The 16,071-nt window shown below is 73.1% G+C and carries 13 protein-coding genes; 5 read left to right on the top strand and 8 right to left on the bottom strand.

The window, feature by feature from the left end; genetic code table 11:
- Positions 1-170: 170 nt before the first annotated feature.
- The 4 genes from ACGF12_RS01455 to ACGF12_RS01470 all read right to left on the bottom strand — a co-directional run bounded on the left by ACGF12_RS01455 (position 171) and on the right by ACGF12_RS01470 (position 5,316).
- A complete protein-coding gene (locus ACGF12_RS01455) occupies positions 171-1,082 on the bottom strand; it encodes a pyridoxamine 5'-phosphate oxidase family protein (RefSeq protein ID WP_393023763.1) in 912 nt (303 codons plus the stop codon).
- A 71-nt stretch (positions 1,083-1,153) separates the two neighbouring features.
- Complete coding sequence (locus tag ACGF12_RS01460; RefSeq protein WP_393023766.1) at positions 1,154-1,624, bottom strand: VOC family protein; 471 nt, start codon at positions 1,622-1,624, stop codon at positions 1,154-1,156.
- A 194-nt stretch (positions 1,625-1,818) separates the two neighbouring features.
- Positions 1,819-2,838: an XRE family transcriptional regulator gene (locus ACGF12_RS01465; RefSeq protein ID WP_393023769.1), complete on the bottom strand. Its 1,020-nt coding sequence runs from the start codon at positions 2,836-2,838 to the stop codon at positions 1,819-1,821.
- Between the two features lie 309 nt (positions 2,839-3,147).
- The gene (locus ACGF12_RS01470) at positions 3,148-5,316 is read right to left on the bottom strand and encodes a protease pro-enzyme activation domain-containing protein (protein ID WP_393023772.1); all 2,169 of its coding nucleotides are present in this window, start codon (positions 5,314-5,316) and stop codon (positions 3,148-3,150) included.
- Between the two features lie 255 nt (positions 5,317-5,571).
- On the opposite strand from ACGF12_RS01470, the gene ACGF12_RS01475 reads away from it, so the two are divergent.
- Positions 5,572-6,138, top strand: a complete 567-nt coding sequence (locus tag ACGF12_RS01475; protein ID WP_393023775.1) for a CGNR zinc finger domain-containing protein — start codon at positions 5,572-5,574, stop codon at positions 6,136-6,138.
- A 162-nt stretch (positions 6,139-6,300) separates the two neighbouring features.
- Here ACGF12_RS01475 and ACGF12_RS01480 read toward each other — a convergent pair whose 3' ends face one another.
- The 3 genes from ACGF12_RS01480 to ACGF12_RS01490 form a co-directional block, all read right to left on the bottom strand.
- The gene (locus ACGF12_RS01480; protein ID WP_393023777.1) at positions 6,301-7,800 is read right to left on the bottom strand and encodes an FAD-dependent monooxygenase; all 1,500 of its coding nucleotides are present in this window, start codon (positions 7,798-7,800) and stop codon (positions 6,301-6,303) included.
- A gap of 150 nt (positions 7,801-7,950) precedes the next feature.
- Complete coding sequence (gene paaN / locus ACGF12_RS01485) at positions 7,951-9,651, bottom strand: phenylacetic acid degradation protein PaaN (protein ID WP_393023780.1); 1,701 nt, start codon at positions 9,649-9,651, stop codon at positions 7,951-7,953.
- 150 nt (positions 9,652-9,801) lie between these two features.
- Positions 9,802-11,067, bottom strand: a complete 1,266-nt coding sequence (locus tag ACGF12_RS01490; protein ID WP_393023783.1) for a hypothetical protein — start codon at positions 11,065-11,067, stop codon at positions 9,802-9,804.
- A 147-nt stretch (positions 11,068-11,214) separates the two neighbouring features.
- On the opposite strand from ACGF12_RS01490, the gene ACGF12_RS01495 reads away from it, so the two are divergent.
- Positions 11,215-11,802 carry a TetR/AcrR family transcriptional regulator gene (locus tag ACGF12_RS01495; protein ID WP_387620913.1) on the top strand — a complete coding sequence of 196 codons (588 nt, stop codon included), beginning with the start codon at positions 11,215-11,217 and terminating at the stop codon, positions 11,800-11,802.
- A 158-nt stretch (positions 11,803-11,960) separates the two neighbouring features.
- Here the strand turns inward: ACGF12_RS01495 and ACGF12_RS01500 are convergent, their stop codons facing one another.
- Positions 11,961-12,422, bottom strand: coding sequence for an Lrp/AsnC family transcriptional regulator (locus tag ACGF12_RS01500; RefSeq protein ID WP_030278207.1), 462 nt, complete (start codon positions 12,420-12,422; stop codon positions 11,961-11,963).
- Positions 12,423-12,571: 149 nt separating this feature from the next.
- Between ACGF12_RS01500 and pdhA the strand changes: the two genes are divergently transcribed.
- The 3 genes from pdhA to ACGF12_RS01515 are packed head-to-tail and all read left to right on the top strand — an operon-like array spanning position 12,572 to position 16,028.
- On the top strand, positions 12,572-13,711 hold the full coding sequence (gene pdhA / locus ACGF12_RS01505; RefSeq protein ID WP_393023788.1) for a pyruvate dehydrogenase (acetyl-transferring) E1 component subunit alpha: 1,140 nt from the start codon (positions 12,572-12,574) through the stop codon (positions 13,709-13,711).
- Positions 13,711-14,706 carry an alpha-ketoacid dehydrogenase subunit beta gene (locus tag ACGF12_RS01510; protein WP_393023791.1) on the top strand — a complete coding sequence of 332 codons (996 nt, stop codon included), beginning with the start codon at positions 13,711-13,713 and terminating at the stop codon, positions 14,704-14,706. The genes pdhA and ACGF12_RS01510 overlap by 1 nt, the downstream gene beginning before the upstream one ends.
- Before the next feature lie 5 nt (positions 14,707-14,711).
- Positions 14,712-16,028: a dihydrolipoamide acetyltransferase family protein gene (locus ACGF12_RS01515; protein WP_393023960.1), complete on the top strand. Its 1,317-nt coding sequence runs from the start codon at positions 14,712-14,714 to the stop codon at positions 16,026-16,028.
- Positions 16,029-16,071: the final 43 nt, after the last annotated feature.

Genomic DNA, 16,071 nt, shown 5'->3' on the forward strand with positions numbered 1-16,071 from the left:
GGAACGGGCGCCGGGAGGACGGCCCGCGCCAGGTGTCCGGGCCTTTCCCGGTCCGCGCCTGACGGCGGGACGGGAGCGGCCTGCCCGGGTCGCATCCGCGTGTCATCGGGACCGAAGTCCCGAAGCGGGCGGGGCGGCGCAGGTGGCGCCGGTACGGACCCGACGGCGGCTCAGCGCGGGTTGGCGGGCGAGTAGTCGGGACCGGTCCAGGTCAGCGGGGCGGCGTCGGCGAGTTCCAGCACGCCGGTGACGGTCAGTTCGACCATCCGCTCGGCGCCCGGGGCGGACTCCCGGGCCTGCTCGGACCAGTCGGCTCGGGCCTCGCCGGTGACCAGCAGCGCCCCGCCGGTCTCCCAGTCGGGCAGCAGCAGGCCGGCCCGAGGGTCCAGCTCCAGGTTGCCGAGCGTCATGAACATGCTGTTTCCCCGGTACTCCGGCCAGCGCACCCGGTCCGGCCCGACCGCCTCCAGGAAGCCGGGGAAGCCGCCGCGGTGCGAGGCGTCCACGCTGCCGTCCGGGCCGGCGGTGGCGACGAAGAAGGTGTCCGCGGTGGCCACGGCCAGCTGCTGCGCCGTGGACAGCACCGGGCCGGCGGCGACCGCACGGGGCGCGCCCGCGCCCGGGCGGTCCAGCGGGGTGCGGCGCTGGATGTACTTCGGGCAGTTGGAGACCACCTCCTCGGCGTGGATCGTCAGCCCGCCCCGGCCGTCCGGCGCCGAGCGGCCGTTGAGCCGCATCCGGCGGCGGCCGGCCGGGTCCAGGGCGATGGTGCCGACCCGGGCCGGGCGGGCCAGCGCCTCGGCCAGCGGGTCGGCCCCGGCCGGGCGGGCGGCGACCGTCATCGTCCGCTCGTCCGCGGTCTGCAGGAAGCCGGCCGGGCCGGCCAGCTGGGTGGCCCAGATCCGGCCGTCGGGGTCGGCGGCGCCGACCACCAGCATCCGCCGTTCGGTGAGGAAGCGGGCGGCGACCGCCGGGACGGTGCTGCGGATCGACCGGCCGGCGTGGTCGGCCCGTTCGGTCAGGCCGGCCCGGGCCTGGGCGGCCCGCTCGCCGGCGTGGTACGGCGTGCTGACGGTCGTCATGGCGTGCTCCCCTCGGCTCGGTGGCGGGCTCCCCCGTGGCCCACCGGTGGTGGTCCGCGCTCGGTGTCGGCTTAGAAGAAGCCGCAGGTCGGGGCGTCGGTGGTGGGTGCCTCGGCGTCGGTCCCGTCCACCCCGGTGCGGGTGTAGACCTCCAGCCGGATGCCGTCCGGGTCGGAGAAGAAGATGCCGCCGGAGGCCGAGCCCTCGCCGTGCGGGACGACGCCGTCGTAGGCGAACTCGGCGCCCAGCTCGCGCAGCAGCTGCTCGGTGGCGCGGACCTCGTCCAGGCTCTCCACCTCGAAGGAGAGGTGGTGCAGGCCGGGGGTCGCGGTGGAGAAGGCGCCGGTGCTCTGCTGCCAGAGGGTGACCACCAGGCGGCCGTCGCGGCCGAGCAGGGCGTAGCGGCGCTCGGGGTCGGTGCCCTCGTGGGCGAGCTGGAGGCCGAGGACGGCGCGGTAGAAGTCGATCGAGCGGGTCAGGTCGGTGACGTTCAGGCCCACGTGGCCGGTCTGCAGGGTGCGGAGCAGGGTGGTGCTGGACATGCCTGGTCACTCCTGTGGCTGGGGCGGTCCGGCGAGGCTCCTACCTAACCGGTATTCATGAGACTATGAGTTAGATGATGGAGAGTCAACCATTTCTCCTGGGTGAAGGGGTTAGGTTCTCCGGGGCGGGAACGCGACAGCCCCGCCGGACCTGACGGTCAGACGGGGCTGTGGGGATGTGGGGTGGGGGGCGGCTACGCCCACTCCCAGCGGATGCCGATGTGGCCCGGCTGCTGGTCCGGGGCCAGCACGTGGGCGCTCGCCGAGGCGCCGATCCACAGCTGCTCGCGGCGGTGGTCGACGTCGGCCCCCGGCTCGCGGTCGTAGCGCTCGCAGTGCACCGGGACGGCCGCCGGGTCGAAGTGCACCTGGAGCACGTACTCGCGCACCTGGGTGGCGAAGCGGCGGCTGTACTCCATGGTCGGGCCGCCCGGCGGGATCTCCACCTCGTACTCGAAGACCGTGCTGTCGCCGAGCCCGAGCGGGCGGTCCAGCATCAGCTCGGCGACGGTCAGCCCGACCTCCGGGCGGCGGCGGACCCGGCCCAGCCGGCCGTGCCGCACCGAGGTGATCTCCGGGCAGCCGGTGGCCTCCTCGTCGGCCTTGTGCACGACCAGGCAGCGGCCGACGCCGCCGACCGTGGCGCGCACCACCTGGCGCATCCGGAGCAGGTTGGCGCGCCGCTCGGCGTCCACGTAGTACGAGTCGTGGATGCTGAGCCGCTCCAGCTCGCCGGCCGGCGGGGCGTCCAGCTCGGCGAAGATCGCGGCGATCTCCTGCTCGCCCGGCCAGACGTCCTCCAGCCCGAGGTGGCTGATGCTGGCGGCGGCGGCCCAGCGGCCGCGCGGGCGCGGCGGGCCGAGCAGCGAGGAGAGCGAGCTGTGCGGCAGGTCGAGCAGTTCCTCCAGCAGGTGGACGGCGCGCAGCGAGCTGGCCCGCTCGGGCTGGCTGCGCCCGCGGCGCCAGTAACTCAGGGTCGTCACGCTGACCCTGACGCCGCGCCCGGCGAGCGCCGCGCGGATCCGGTCCAGGCTGAGGCCGCTGGCCTCGATGGCCAGGTGCAGGGCGTCCGCGAAGCCGCCGGCCGGGGTGGGGCGTCCGGCGGACGGCACGGGGGCCGTGGCCGGGGCCGCAGGCGTGGGCGGGTCGGGACGCTCCGTACGCGATCCGACCAGCCGCAGCCGCGCGGCGTCCTGAGGCTGCTGTGCGGCCATGCGGTGACCCTCCCCACCAGGTGAGTTCGGTGGCACCGGGCCGGCGCCGGGGCGCGCCGCCAGCGGCTTCACCGAGCTTTGGGGAACCCTATGCACGGTCGAGAGGCTACGTCATCAGTCGCGCGTATGACAGTGGTCACGACAGGTCGACCAGATGGTTATCGATCTTGAAACAGTCCGGAAACACGACCGGAACCCGGGAGGGCGGAAGGCGCGAACGAGACGGAAACGGACACCGCCGGGGCGGGCCCTGTCGGCGCCGCCCCGGCGGGGGTCTCGGTGGTGCTCGGTGGAGCTACCGGCCGGTGATCACTTGACGTTCAGCGCGGCGTCGTCGATCACGAAGCTGGTCTGGTTGGAGCCGTCCTCGGTGCCGGTGAACGTGAGGTTCACGGTCTGGCCGGCGAAGGAGGTCAGGTCCACCGTCTGCTGGACGTAGCCGGAGGCCGCGTCCGCGTTGGACCAGGTCTTCAGCGTGGTGTTGTTGGCCTGCAGGGTCAGCGTGTCGTACGCGGTGCTGCCGGTCTCCGCGGTGTCGATGTGCAGCCAGAAGGTGAGGGTCGCGGAGGCGCAGCCGGTCGGGACCGAGACGGTCTGCGACAGGGTGTCGGTGTGGGTGCTGCCGTAGCCGTCCAGCCAGGCCTTCCAGGAGCCGGAGTGGGCCGGCTCGGAGGTGCTGTTGGTGATCACGCCGGAGGAGGCGGTCCACGGGGCGGCGGTGCCGGACTCGAAGCCGCCGTTGCCGATCAGCTGGGCGGCGGTGCAGCCGCCGGTGGGCGGCGGGGTGGTGCCGCTGCTGCCGCCGAGCAGGGCGGTGGTCAGGGCGTCGGCGACCGGGGAGCCCCAGCCGGTGACCTGGTCGTAGCCGGTGCCGGCGGAGAAGTCCTGGTTGGCGCCGGTGGTCACGTCGTGGAACGTGCTGCCGTAGTTGCTGCTGTTGGCGACCGAGTACAGGCGGGGGCTGGCCTCGCCGAGGACCGACTGGCCGGCGGCCTTGGCCTTCTGGTTGAACTGGGCCGCGTAGCCGGACCACAGGGGCGCGGCCGCGCTGGTGCCGCCGTAGACCTGCCAGGCGCCGGCCGTGTAGATCGAGAAGCCGCTCTGCGGGTCGGCGTTGGAGGCGACGTCCGGCACGGTGCGCATGGTGCCGTTGACGCCGGTGCCGGTCTGCCAGCTCGGCTTGCTGAACACGGTGGAGACGCCGCCGCCGGCGGTGCTCCAGGCGCTCTCCGAGGAGTAGGCGTTGCTGCTGGTGACCTTGAGGTTGGTGCCGCCGACACCGGTCTGGTGCGGGCTGGACGCCGGGAAGTCGACGGCCTTGACGGTCGAGCCGCTGGTGGAGCGGGTGCAGTCGCGCGAGCCGTCGTCGCCGGAGGCGGAGAAGATCGAGATGCCCTGGGCGGCGGCCTGCTTGAAGGCGTTGTCGACCGCGGTCATCGAGGCGGCGGTGGTGTCCGGCTCGCAGGAGCCCCAGGAGATCGAGATGACCGAGGCCTTGTTGTCGGCCACGATCTTGTTGGCCATGTCGATCTCGCCCTGGTCGTTGTTCGGGGCCTCGTAGATCAGCTGGGTGGCCTTGGGGGCCGCGCCGCGGACGATCTCGCTGTCCAGCTCGACCTCGCCCTCGCCCTGGCCGGGCGCGGAGTCGTAGTTGGCGCCGTCCACCGAGACGGTGGAGACCGCCGGGCCGGTCAGGCCGAACTGCGAGTCGTAGGTGGTCAGGTCCGAGGACTTGTAGCCGTCGAACTCCCAGAGGGCGACCGTCGTGCCGGTGCCGTCGGCGCCGGTCTTGTTCAGGTTGTAGGCGCCGGTGTACTGGGCCGGGCTCATGCCGCTCGGGGTGGCGGTGGCGGCGCTCGGGGTGACCGCGTTCGGCTTGGCCAGGTGGGTCTTGCGCACCGCGTGGTTGTCCAGGCCGCTCACGCCCTGGACCACGCCGGCCAGGTCGGCGGGGATCGAGGCGGCGTCGTCGTTGGCGAAGAACGCGCGCTGCAGCTGCGGGTCGACGTAGGAGCTCTCGTGGGTGCCGAAGGCCTGCGAGATCTGCGCGGCGGTGCCGTGGGCGTTGATCACCTGGCGGTTGGCGCTGACGTCGCCGACGGTCAGGCCCTGCGCGGCCAGGTAGGCCTTGACCTTCTCGACGTCCTGCTGGGCCGGGCCGAACTGGGCGGAGAACTGCTCGGGCGTCAGGTACTTGCCGAACTGCGGCGAGCCGGGCGTGGTGACCGCGGTGAGGAAGCGGTCCAGGGCGTCGGCATTGCGCAGCTTCAGGCTGACGGCCACCGAGATCTGCTGCTCGGCCGGGACGTCGCCCTTCTTCTCCGAGTGGGCCACCGCGGGGTTCACGGTGTTCGGCAGGGCGACGCGCGGGGTGGCGTGGGGGGCGGTGGCGGCCTGCGCGGTGGAGACGCCGAGCGAGACGGCGGTCAGCGGCAGGACGGCTATCGCCGCGGCGAGGGCAAGGGTGCGGGGGCGCAACGGATCCTCCTCTGGCCGGCTGTGGGGGCCGGCAAGGGGCCAGGGCGTTCCGGGGTAGAACGCTGGCTAGAACATGACAGAACAAGTCCGCTTGTTGGATCATGGTCAAGTAATTCGTTGCTAAAAAACAGTCAACTGTGGATCCCCGGGCGGCCGGTGATTCCATACAGTGAATGGCCGGAATTCCGGCGCCGGTCCATACCAATTCGCGATGCGGGGCGCGGTCGTAGAATCGGGCGGAGCCGAGGGAGAGGGATGACTGACGTGACGGCAGACCCGAGGGACCCCCGACCGCTGATCGGTGAGCCGCTCGCGCTCGACCTGCTCAACACGCGCTGGGCCGGGACGCCCGTCAACGATCTGCTCACCGGCGTCGAGGAGTACGGGATCTGGCTCTCCAGCAACGGGCTGAGCGGGCGCTGCGCGGCCGACGAGGCCGGGCTGGCGGCGATCCGCGAGACCCGCGAGGCGATCCGGCTGGCCGCCCAGGAGGCCCGTGACCAGGGCGAGTTGAGCCTGCGGGCACGCGAGGGACTGGACGCGGTGCTGGCGCACGGGCGGATCCGGCGGACGGCCGGACCGGGCGGGGCCGAGGACCGGGTGGAGGCCGACCGGCCGGAGTGGCTGGCGCCCTGGCTGGCGGCGGACGACTTCCTGACGCTGCTCGGGCAGGGCGCGCACCGGGTGAAGCAGTGCGCACACGAGGCGTGCATTCTGCATTTCTTCGACGCCTCGCAGAACGGCCGCCGGCGGTGGTGCCGGATGGCGGTCTGCGGGAACCGGGCGAAGGCGGCGCGGCACTACGTGAAGGCGCGGGGTTAAGGGACGACCGAACGAAGGGTCGGCGGGTGCGGGCCGCTGCGCGGGGTGCGGTGGCGCGCGGTCCGGGGCCCGTAGCCCGGGTGCGGGCCGCGCCTTCCGCTGCGCGCGGATCCCCGCGCCCCTGTCGGGGCGCGGGGATCAGGTGGGGGATCGGACGGCCGATCAGGCCTCGGCGGCCCCCGCGCCCAGCCAGGTGGTGAGGGCGTCCCTCAGCTCGCCCTGGCCGGGGTCGACGGCGGCCCAGGCGACGTAGCCGTCCGGGCGGATCAGCAGGACGGTGTCGGCCAGCTTGCCGTGCGGGTCGGCGGGGGCGGCGGAGACCAAGCGGTCCGCCCAGGGCTCGGCGGCGGCCAGCTCGTCATTGCTGACCAGCACGAACCGCCCGGCGCGCAGCGCCTCGTAGAGCCGCTCGGGACCGGCCGGGGCGCCCTCCTCGGGCTTGCTCAGCGCGGTCAGCCGCAGGTCGGGGACGCGCTTGCCGACCTGCGGGTGGGAGCCCTTGGGGGCCGGGTAGGAGATCTCGATGCCGGAGACCAGCCGGGCGCCGCGCTCGCTGAACAGGTCGAGGTGGCTGCCGAGCGCGGTGAGCGCCCCGCGCAGGGCGCGGCTGGGGGCGGACTCGGCGAGGGCGATCCGGATCAGCGCGCCGGAGGTGCGCAGCACCATCTTGCCGACCGGATGCCGTTCGGTCTGGTAGGTGTCCAGCAGCGCGTCGGTGGCCCGGCCCTGGAGGGCGGCGGCGAGCTTCCAGGAGAGGTTGGCGGCGTCCTGGAGGCCGGTGTTCATGCCCTGGCCGCCGGCCGGGGAGTGGCAGTGGGCGGCGTCGCCGGCCAGGAAGACCCGGCCGGAGCGGTAGTTGGGGGCCTGGCGTTCGTCGCTGTGGAAGGTGGAGCTCCACCGCACGTCGTGCAGGCCGTAGTCCTCGCCCTGGGTGGCCAGGACGATCGCGGTGAGCTGCTCGGGGGTGGGGGTGGCGCCGTCGGTGTACTGCTCGTGGCGGTCCCAGGCGATGACCCGGTACCAGCCGTCGCCGAACGGGGCGATGAAGGAGAAGCCGCTCTTGTTGGCGCCGACGGCGATCGCGTCGGCGGGCTCGCGCTCCAGCCGGACGTCGGCCAGCAGCACCGAGTCGACCACGGCCTCGCCGGGGAAGGGGATGCCCAGCAGGTCGCGGACCGCGGAGCGGACGCCGTCGGTGCCGACCGCGTACCGGGCGCGGTGGGCCTGCCCGTCGCGGGTCTCCAGGGTGACGCCCTCGGCGTCCTGGCGCAGTCCGGTGACCTCGGCGCCGCGCACGATCGTGGCGCCCGCCTTCTCGGCGCGGTCCTGGAGCAGCCGTTCGACGTTGTACTGCGGGGTGATCAGGACGAACGGGAACCGGGTGGGCATCGGGCTGAGGTCGATCGCGACCCGGTTGAACATCCGCAGCGAGCCGAGCGGGCGGCCGGTGGCGATGAGCTCGTCGGCCAGTCCCCGGGCGTCGAGCAGCTCCAGGCTGCGGGCGTGCACGGCGAAGGCGCGGGTCAGGTTGGATTCGGCGGTGCGCTTCTCCAGGACGGTGACGCCGACTCCGGCGGCGGCGAGGTCGCCGGCCAGCAGCAGTCCGGTCGGTCCGGCACCGACGATGACGACGTCGGTCTCGGTCGTCGGCTTCACGGTCATGTATTCAGCTCCCGGTGTTCGGAGGGCGGTTGGACGCCGTTTCCGGCGTTCTCCCAGCCTCCATCATCCCGGGCCTCACGATTGCTGTGAACCGCCGGTCCCCCGGTGGCCGATGGCCACCGGGGGACCGGGTGCCGCCCGTGCGTCGGCTCAGCTGTGCCGGCGGATCTCCACCGTGCGGAACCGGTTGGCGACGAAGGCGCCGTCGCAGTAGGCCGAGTTGGCGGCCGGGTTGGCGCCGGTGCCGTGCAGGTCGGAGAAGGCGGCGGTCTGGTTGGGGTAGACGCCGCCGGTGAGGTTGAGCGAGAGCGAGACGCCGGCGTCCAGCGCGGCCTCGACCAGCAGGGCCTCCACCTCGGGCGAGGTGGTGTAGCCGGAGGCGGTCATCGCGCCCTTCTCCCGGACGGTGGTGCGCAGCAGCTCCACGGCGGCGGGGGTGGACTCGACGGCGACGGCGAAGGAGACCGGGCCGAAGCACTCGCTGCGGAACACCGAGCGGTCGTCCGGCTTGTCGGCGTTGAGCTTGATCAGCGCGGGGGTGCGGACGGTCGCGCCGGGGAACTCGGGCGAGGTCACCGCGCGCGGGGCGAGGGCGAGTTCGCCGTACTCGCCGCCGGCCGCGGCGGCCGAGCGCTGCAGCACGCCCGGGTTGACCACGGCGCCGAGGATGGCGGCGGCGCGGGCGTCGTCGGAGAGCAGGCCCTCGATGGCGGCGGCGAGGTCGGAGACCACCTGGTCGAAGGACTTGTCGCCCTGGTCGGTGCCGATGCCGCCGCGCGGGATCAGCAGGTTCTGCGGGGTGGTGCACATCTGGCCGCTGTAGAGCGAGAGCGCGAAGGCCAGGTTGCCGAGCATGCCCTTGTAGTCGTCGGTGGAGTCGATCACCACCGCGTTGACACCGGCCTTCTCGGTGTAGACCTGCGCCTGCTTGGCGTGCTCCTCCAGCCAGTCGCCGAAGGTGGTCGAGCCGGTGTAGTCGATCATCTTGATCTCGGGCCGTACGGCGAGGGTCTGGGCGACGGTGCCGCCCTCGTGCTCGGCGGCGAGGCAGACCAGGTTGGGGTCGAAGCCGGCCTCGGTGAGCACCTCGCGGGCGATCGCGACGGTCAGCGCGAGCGGCAGCACGGCCCGCGGGTGCGGCTTGACCAGCACCGGGTTGCCGGTGGCCAGGGAGGCGAACAGGCCCGGGTAGCCGTTCCAGGTGGGGAAGGTGTTGCAGCCGATGAGCAGCGCGAGGCCGCGCGGCACGACGGTGAACTCCTTGGTCATCACCAGCGGCTCGCGCTTGCCCTGCGGCTTGGTCCAGGCGGCCCGCTCGGGCAGCCGGGTCTGCTCGGCGTATGCGTAGGTGACGGCCTCCAGGCCGCGGTCCTGGGCGTGCGGGCCGCCGGCCTGGAAGGCCATGCCGTAGGCCTGGCCGGTGGTGTGCATGACGGCCTGGGCGAACTCGTGCGAGCGGGCGTTGATCCGGTGCAGGATCTCCAGGCAGACGGCGGCGCGCGCCAGCGGGGAGGCGGCGGCCCAGCCGGGCTGGGCGGCGCGCATCGCGGCGATCAGCGCGTCCGGGTCGGCGTGCGGGTAGGTGATGCCCAGCTCGACGCCGTACGGGGAGGCCTCGCCGCCGACCTGGTCGCCGTCGGTGGGGTGGCCCTCGATGGCGAAGGGCCTGCCGAGCAGGGCGTCGAAGGCGGCCTTGCCGTCCGCCGGGCCGGTCTCGCCGTAGGCCTTCGGGAACTCGGGGTACGGGGACCAGTAGTCGCGCTTCGCGGCGGCGGCGAGCGCGGCGTCCAGGGTGGCCTGGTGGCGCTCGACCAGCTCGCTGACGAGGGGGTGGGTGACCGCTGCGGACATCTGTGCGCTCCTCAAGGGGGAGGACGGGACACGTCACAGAGTAACCGAACGATCGGTCGGCTCAAGAGGGTGCAGGGATCGGATTCCGGCAGAAAAGCAGGGGGCGCGTCCTCGGCGGACGCGCCCCCTGCTGCTTCGTGCGCGTCGTGGTTACGGCACGCCGAGCTCGAAGAGCACGTACCCGGCGTACCAGCCGGAGGCGACCGCGCCGGTGCCCAGCACGGCGGCCAGCACCGGCCAGCTGAGCTTGCGCATTCCCACCGCGAGCGCGATGAACAGCGGGAACGCCGGCAGCAGGTAGCGCGAGACGTTGCCGAAGATGCCCAGGCTGCCGAGCACCGAGACGATCGTGGCCAGCGTGTAGGCGGTCAGCACCAGCGGCGGGCGCAGCCGGATCAGCAGCACGATCAGCACCGGCAGGCTGAACACGATCAGGGTGGCCAGCAGGTCCGGCACCGGGAAGGCGAAGGGGTAGTCGTTGCGGCCCAGCAGCACGCCGCGGATCGAGTGCCAGGTGCCCTGGCCCCAGTCGAAGTAGTGCAGCCAGGAGTCGCGCTGCAGCCGGAAGTAGCCGCCCCACTCGCCGGTCCGCCAGCCCACCCAGGCCACGTAGCCGAGCAGGCCGACCGGGGCCAGCAGCATCGCCGCCAGCGGGCGCAGCACGCCGCTCTCCCGCCGGTACAGCTCGACCAGCGCGGCCAGGCCGACCGCGCCGATCAGCGCCGCCGCGGTCGGCCGGTTGAGCCCGGCGATCAGGGTGATCACCCCGGCCGTGACCCACTGCTTGGTCATCACGAAGTAGCAGGCCCAGGCGGCCAGCGCGACGAACAGGGAGTCCGAGTAGACCGCCCACTCGGCGCCCGAGCCCGGGGCGATCGCCCAGATCCCGGCGGCGATCACGCCCGCCCGGGGGCCGGACATCCTGTCCACCACGGCGTAGATCCCGGCGGCGGCGAACAGCGAGGCCAGGATCGAGACCAGCATCCCGGCGCCGTACAGGCCGAGCCCGGTGACGTCCGAGGTCAGCCGCATCAGGCCCGGGTAGAGCGGGAAGAAGGCGGCCGAGTTCTGCTCGATGGTGAAGCCGGGCTGCCCGCCCGGGACCGGGATCAGCGCCGGGTGGTAGCCGAACTGCGCGACCTGCTGGTACCACCAGCCGTCCCAGCTGGCCAGCACGTCCCAGGTGTTGGCGCCGCCGCCGAACCGGGCCGGCTTCTTGGCGTAGTCCCCGGCGAAGGAGAGCAGCTTCATGAACACGGTGAAGCCGATCAGCTTGAGCACCGCGTAGCACCACACGGCCGGGCCGAAGCGGACCACCAGCGCGCGGGCGCGCTCCTGCCAGGTGTCCGGGACGCTCTCCGGCTCCTCGCTGCGCTGCTCGGGCAGGTCGGAGGAGACTGCCGGTATTGCGTTCATCAGCGGTGGACCCCAGCCTGCTGGACGTGGACGATCGTCCGCCGAAGTCTAGGCGGTCCGTACCGGGCCGGGCATGGACCGAGCGGCCCGGCACGGACCGGCCGACCCGATCGCGTGGGGTCCGGGGCGGCCGGGGATACTCGGAGGATGGCCGATCACACCACGCGCACCGCCTACACCGTCGAGTCACTGCTCGCGGTGACCGTCGACGTGTTCAACGAGCGCGGTTACGACGGCACCTCGATGGAGGACCTGTCCCGGGCGGCCGGGATCTCCAAGTCCTCCATCTACCACCACGTCCGCGGCAAGGAGGAGCTGCTGCGGCTGGCCGTGGGGCGGGCGCTGGACGGGCTGTTCGCGATCCTGGCCGAGCCGGCCGCGGTGCAGGGGCCGGCGGTGGAGCGGCTGGAGCACGTGGTGCGGCGCACCGCCGAGGTGCTGCTGGCGGAGCTGCCGTACGTGACGCTGCTGCTGCGGGTGCGCGGCAACACGGCCACCGAGCTGTGGGCGCTGGAGCGCCGGCGGGACTTCGACCACCAGGTCGCCGAGCTGCTGCGGGCGGCGGTCGCGGACGGCGCGCTGCGCGCGGACGTGGAACCGCGGCTGGCCACCCGGCTGCTGTTCGGGATGATCAACTCGATCGTGGAGTGGTACCGGCCGGGGCTGAAGGCGGCCGACGGGGTCGCGGACGCGGTGGTGCACCTGGCCTTCGACGGGCTGCGGGCCCGCACCTGACGGCACTCGCGCACCTGACGGCACTCGCGCCCTGAGCCGAAGGGGCGCGCCGGTGCCGAAAGGGAGGAGCGACAAGCGAGGCACGAGCGCCGGAGCGCCGACCGTCGGCACCGGATCAGAGCGCCTCGGAGGCGAAGGGCGCCTAATCAGGGGGCGCCTTAATCGGGCGGCACTTGGTCGGTCTCCTCGAACACCAGCATGGTTCGTGTGCCGAGCACCTGTGGGATGGACTGGATCCGGTTGAGCACCAGCTCCCGCAGGGCGTGGTTGTCGGCGGTGTGCACCAGCAGCAGCACGTCGAAGTCCCCGCCGACCAGGGCGATGTGGGCGACCCCGGGCAGCTCCAGCAGCTGCTCGCGCACGGTGCGCCAGGAGTTCTGGACGATCTTCAGGGTGATGTACGCGGACGCGCCCTGACCGGCCCGTTCGTGGTCCACCCTGGCAGTGAAGCCGCGGATGATGCCGTCCTCGACCATCCTGGAGATCCGGGCGTACGCATTGGCCCGGGACACGTGGACCCGCTCGGCCACCGAGCGGATCGAGGCGCGACCGTCCTGCTGCAGCAGCCGCAGGATCGACCGGTCGACCCGGTCGAGTCTGGACATCTGTTCAGCCGACATGACCCCCCACCCTCACCGATTGGACGCACTGCCACCAGTCGACCCCCGCACAGGCCGAATGTCCACCACCTTGTCACGGTTCTGGTCAAGATGAACAGACGACCGAACAATCGGTAGGGAGCCCCCGCCACCCCAGGAGGTGCCCCGAGATGACCGTTCTCGACCACAGACACCACACCGCGGTGCCCGGCTGGCTGCCCGGGGCCACCGCCCCGCGCACCGATCCGGCCCCGCTCCTTCCGGACGTCTCCCCCGTCCGGGTGCTCGGCACCCCCGCGCTGGAGAAGTACGACCCGGCGCTGCTGCGCGAGCTCTACCGCCGACTGGTGGTCGGCCGCCGCTACAACCAGCAGGCCACCACCCTCACCAAGCAGGGCCGCCTCGCCGTCTACCCAGCCTCCACCGGCCAGGAGGCCTGCCAGGTTGCCGCCGCGCTGGTGCTCGGCGAGCACGACTGGCTCTTCCCCAGCTACCGCGACACCCTCGCCGTGGTCTCCCGGGGCGTCGACCCGCTGGAGGCGCTGACCCTGCTGCGCGGCAACGCCCACACCGGCTACGACCCGCGCGCCAGCCGCACCGCCCCGCTCTGCACCCCGCTCGGCACCCAGGCGCCGCACGCCGTCGGACTGGCGCACGCCGCCCGGCTGCGCGGCGAGCCGGTGGTCGCGCTGGCCATGCTCGGCGACGGCGGCACCAGCGAGGGCGACTTCCACGAGGCGCTGAACTTCGCGGCCGTGCTCCGGGCCCCGGTGGTCTTCCTGGTGCAGAACAACGGCTACGCCATCTCCGTGCCGCTCAGCGCCCAGTCCGCCGCGCCCAGCCTGGCCCACAAGGCCGTCGGCTACGGCATGCCCGGCCGGCTGGTCGACGGCAACGACGCTCCCGCGCTGCACTCCGTGCTCGGCGAGGCGGTCGAGCGGGCCCGCAGCGGTGAGGGCCCGACCCTGATCGAGGCGCTGACCTACCGGATCGAGGCCCACACCAACGCCGACGACGCCACCCGCTACCGCACCGAGCCCGAGGTGGCCGCCTGGCGGGAGCACGACCCGATCCTGCTGATGGAGCACGCGCTGCGCGAACTCGATCTGCTGGACGACCGGTTGGTGCAGGAGGCGGCGGACGAGGCGGAGGCGCTGGCGGCCCGGATGCGGGCCGAGTTCCACGCCGACCCGGAGCTCGACCCGATGGCGCTGTTCGCCCACGTCTACGCCGAGCCCACCCCGCAACTGCTGGAGCAGGCCGCCCAGTTGTCCGCCGAGCTGGCCGCCGAGGCCGAGGTGCAGCACTGATGTCCACCGCTGTCTCTTCCCGTACCGCCAGCATGGCGCAGGCGCTCAACTCCGCCCTGCGGGACGCCATGCGCGAGGACCCGACGGTGCACGTGCTCGGCGAGGACGTCGGCCGGCTCGGCGGCGTCTTCCGGATCACCGACGGGCTCACCGCCGAGTTCGGCCCCGAGCGCTGCCTGGACACCCCGCTGGCCGAGGCCGGCATCCTCGGCACCGCGATCGGCATGGCGATGTACGGGCTGCGCCCGGTGGTCGAGATGCAGTTCGACGCCTTCGCCTACCCGGCGCTGGAACAGCTGTTCTCGCACGTCGCCAAGATGCGCAACCGTACGGCGGGCAAGCTCCCGCTGCCGATCACCGTGCGTATCCCCTACGGCGGCGGCATCGGCGGCGTCGAGCACCACAGCGACGCCTCCGAGGCCTACTACACCAGCACCCCGGGCCTGCACGTGGTCACCCCGGGGACGGTGGCGGACGCGTACGGGCTGCTGCGCGCCTCGATCGCCTCCGACGACCCGGTGGTGTTCCTGGAGCCCAAGCGGCTCTACTGGGGCAAGGCCGAGTTCGACCCGGCCGCGCCGGTCGAGCCGATCGGCCGGGCCGTGCTGCGGCGCACCGGCGCCTCCGCCGTACTGATCACCTACGGCCCCTCGCTGCCGGTCTGCCTGGAGGCGGCCGAGGCGGCGAAGGCCGAGGGCTGGGACCTCGCGGTGCTGGACCTGCGCACCCTGGTGCCCTTCGACGACGAGACGGTCACCCGGGTGGTGCGCTCGATCGGCCGGGCCGTGGTGGTGCACGAGGCGAGCGGCTTCGGCGGCACCGGCGCGGAGATCGCCGCGCGGGTCACCGAGCGCTGCTTCCACCACCTGGCCGCGCCCGTGGTGCGGGTCACCGGCTTCGACATTCCGTACCCGCCGCCGATGCTGGAGCACCACCACCTCCCCGGGGTGGACCGGATCCTGGACGCGGTCGCCCGGCTGCAGTGGGAGGACTGAGGATGATGCCCGTCGTACGGGAGTTCAGGCTGCCCGACCTCGGTGAGGGACTCACCGGGGCGGAGGTGGTCCGCTGGATGGTCGAGGTCGGCGAGGTGATCGCGGTCGACCAGCCGGTGGTGGAGGTCGAGACGGCCAAGGCCGTGGTGGAGGTGCCCTGCCCGTACGGCGGGGTGGTCACCGCGCGGTACGGCGAGCTCGGCGAGGAGATCGCCGTGGGCGCGCCGCTGGTGACGGTCGCGGTCGCGGGGGCGCCGACGGAGGGGGCTGTTCCCGGGGCGCCGGCCGCCGCGCTCGCCGCTGAGGTCGAGCGGCCGTTGGTGGGGTACGGGGTCGTCGAGAGCAAGGGCGGGCGGCGGCGTCGGGTCGGGGCTCCGGCTCCGGCTGCTGCTGCGCCGGTTGCGGTCGCCGCTGCCCCGGCTCCTGCCGTGCCCTCCGCTCCGGCCGCTCCGGTCGTGGTGCCGGTGATCTCGCCGCTGGTGCGGCGGCTGGCCCGGGAGCAGGGGGTCGATCTGGCCGCGCTCGCCGGGAGCGGGCCGGACGGGCTGATCATGCGCGCGGACGTCGAACGGGCGGTCGCGGCCAAGGTGGTGGCTCCGGTGGTCGCCGCGCCCGCCGTCGCTCCGGCGGCTCAGGAGGGTGTCGTCCCGCTGCGCGGACTGCGCAAGGCGGTGGCCGAGAAGCTCAGCCGCAGCCACCGGGAGATTCCCGCCGCGACCTGCTGGGTGGACGTCGACGCCACCGAACTGATGGCGCTGCGGCGGCAGTTGAACGCGACGCCGGGCCCGAAGGTGAGCGTGCTGGCGCTGCTGGCCCGGATCTGCACAGTCGCGCTGGCGCGCTTCCCCGAGCTCAACTCCAGTGTGACCGAGGACGGTTCGGGTATCGTCCGGCATTCGGCGGTGCACCTGGGCTTCGCCGCACAGGGCGAACGCGGCCTGGTCGTCCCGGTGGTGCGGGACGCGCACGCCCGCAGCACCGAGCAACTCGGCGAGGAGCTGGGCCGGTTGACCGAGTCGGCCCGCAAGGGCTCGCTCACCCCGGCCGAACTGACCGGCGGCACCTTCACGTTGAACAACTACGGGGTGTTCGGCGTGGACGGCTCCACCCCGATCCTCAACCACCCCGAGGCGGCGATGCTCGGGGTCGGCCGGATCGTGGCCAAACCCTGGGTGTACGGCGGGGAGTTGGCGGTGCGCGAGGTGACGCAGCTGTCGTTCACCTTCGACCACCGGGTCTGCGACGGCGGGACGGCCGGTGGGTTCCTGCGCTTCGTCGCGGACTGCGTCGAGCAGCCGGGGATGCTGCTGCGGCAGCTGTGAGCAGGCAGCTGTGAGCAGGCGGTTGTGAGCAGAAGGCTCTGAT

Origin of the sequence: Kitasatospora sp. NPDC048296 (genome assembly GCF_043201815.1) — a bacterium.
Classification (GTDB): domain Bacteria; phylum Actinomycetota; class Actinomycetes; order Streptomycetales; family Streptomycetaceae; genus Kitasatospora.

Coding starts and splice junctions, on each gene's coding strand:
- ACGF12_RS01495 (WP_387620913.1), top strand. CDS start 11,215: ATGGCCGATCACACCACGCGCACCGCCTACACCGTCGAGTCACTGCTC.
- ACGF12_RS01510 (WP_393023791.1), top strand. CDS start 13,711: ATGTCCACCGCTGTCTCTTCCCGTACCGCCAGCATGGCGCAGGCGCTC.
- ACGF12_RS01475 (WP_393023775.1), top strand. CDS start 5,572: ATGACTGACGTGACGGCAGACCCGAGGGACCCCCGACCGCTGATCGGT.
- ACGF12_RS01490 (WP_393023783.1), bottom strand. CDS start 11,067: ATGAACGCAATACCGGCAGTCTCCTCCGACCTGCCCGAGCAGCGCAGC.
- paaN (WP_393023780.1), bottom strand. CDS start 9,651: ATGTCCGCAGCGGTCACCCACCCCCTCGTCAGCGAGCTGGTCGAGCGC.
- pdhA (WP_393023788.1), top strand. CDS start 12,572: ATGACCGTTCTCGACCACAGACACCACACCGCGGTGCCCGGCTGGCTG.
- ACGF12_RS01515 (WP_393023960.1), top strand. CDS start 14,712: ATGCCCGTCGTACGGGAGTTCAGGCTGCCCGACCTCGGTGAGGGACTC.
- ACGF12_RS01465 (WP_393023769.1), bottom strand. CDS start 2,838: ATGGCCGCACAGCAGCCTCAGGACGCCGCGCGGCTGCGGCTGGTCGGA.
- ACGF12_RS01455 (WP_393023763.1), bottom strand. CDS start 1,082: ATGACGACCGTCAGCACGCCGTACCACGCCGGCGAGCGGGCCGCCCAG.
- ACGF12_RS01480 (WP_393023777.1), bottom strand. CDS start 7,800: ATGACCGTGAAGCCGACGACCGAGACCGACGTCGTCATCGTCGGTGCC.
- ACGF12_RS01500 (WP_030278207.1), bottom strand. CDS start 12,422: ATGTCGGCTGAACAGATGTCCAGACTCGACCGGGTCGACCGGTCGATC.
- ACGF12_RS01460 (WP_393023766.1), bottom strand. CDS start 1,624: ATGTCCAGCACCACCCTGCTCCGCACCCTGCAGACCGGCCACGTGGGC.